This window comes from Caldisalinibacter kiritimatiensis (assembly GCF_000387765.1).
Classification (GTDB): domain Bacteria; phylum Bacillota; class Clostridia; order Tissierellales; family Caldisalinibacteraceae; genus Caldisalinibacter; species Caldisalinibacter kiritimatiensis.
This window is the reverse complement of record NZ_ARZA01000214.1, coordinates 1-709: the sequence shown is the minus strand read 5'-3', so window position 1 is coordinate 709 and position 709 is coordinate 1. Positions and strand designations below refer to the sequence as shown.

At 30.3% G+C, this 709-nt stretch carries 1 protein-coding gene; it reads right to left on the bottom strand.

The annotated features are described in order from the left end of the window. Positions 1-78: 78 nt before the first annotated feature. The gene (locus tag L21TH_RS09790) at positions 79-519 is read right to left on the bottom strand and encodes a hypothetical protein (RefSeq protein WP_006314992.1); all 441 of its coding nucleotides are present in this window, start codon (positions 517-519) and stop codon (positions 79-81) included. Positions 520-709 lie beyond the last annotated feature (190 nt).

The window sequence follows — 709 nt, the reverse complement described above, 5'->3', positions numbered from 1 at the left end:
TTCCTCTAGGGGATTTTTCAATTATTATACTAGGGTAATTTTAATTTATCATAAACACCACTTTGTTGATTTGAGTTTTTACAATAAAATCCATCCACTTCCAGCGATTCGTACTCCAGTAACTATTCCTTCACCCTGAACAATTCTAAAACCTTCATCAATAAATTCAAGAAATGGCAATTTTACTTCTACAAGATCGTACTCTGGATTATCGTACAGAAAATCATAAACTTCATCTAAAAAATCCTCTCCATCGTGAGAAACGCTGGTTAAAGTATCAATTTCACTTGGGATCATACTTCCTACTGCTGAAATGACTCCCGCTGCTAACGTTACTGGAGTTGGTAATTTAAACATAAGTGATAAAACTGTTGTAAAAGCTGTTAAGCCTTCTACAAGTTTAGATTCATCTGGCTGTATAAAACCATTTTTTCTTATTTCAGCTTGTGCTCTTCTAGCTTTATATAGCTCATCTTTTGTTAACGTAAGTGTGTCAATATATTCTTCTCTTCTACCCATAATTAATCTCCCCTTATATAATATTTTTATTTATAAGACTCTCTCTGTTGGCCAACTTGTTTCGTCTTATACTATATAAGAACAATTTAGACATAAAAAAATCAACCATAAGTCAAAAAAACAAAAAAATTTTTTACATAAAATGGTTGATGAATTGATTCAAATAATTAAATTTTATATATCACTCATA

What these genes read in the sequence shown, in the direction of transcription:
- L21TH_RS09790 (WP_006314992.1), bottom strand. Translation starts at nt 519, where the DNA reads ATGGGTAGAAGAGAAGAATATATTGACACACTTACGTTAACAAAAGAT.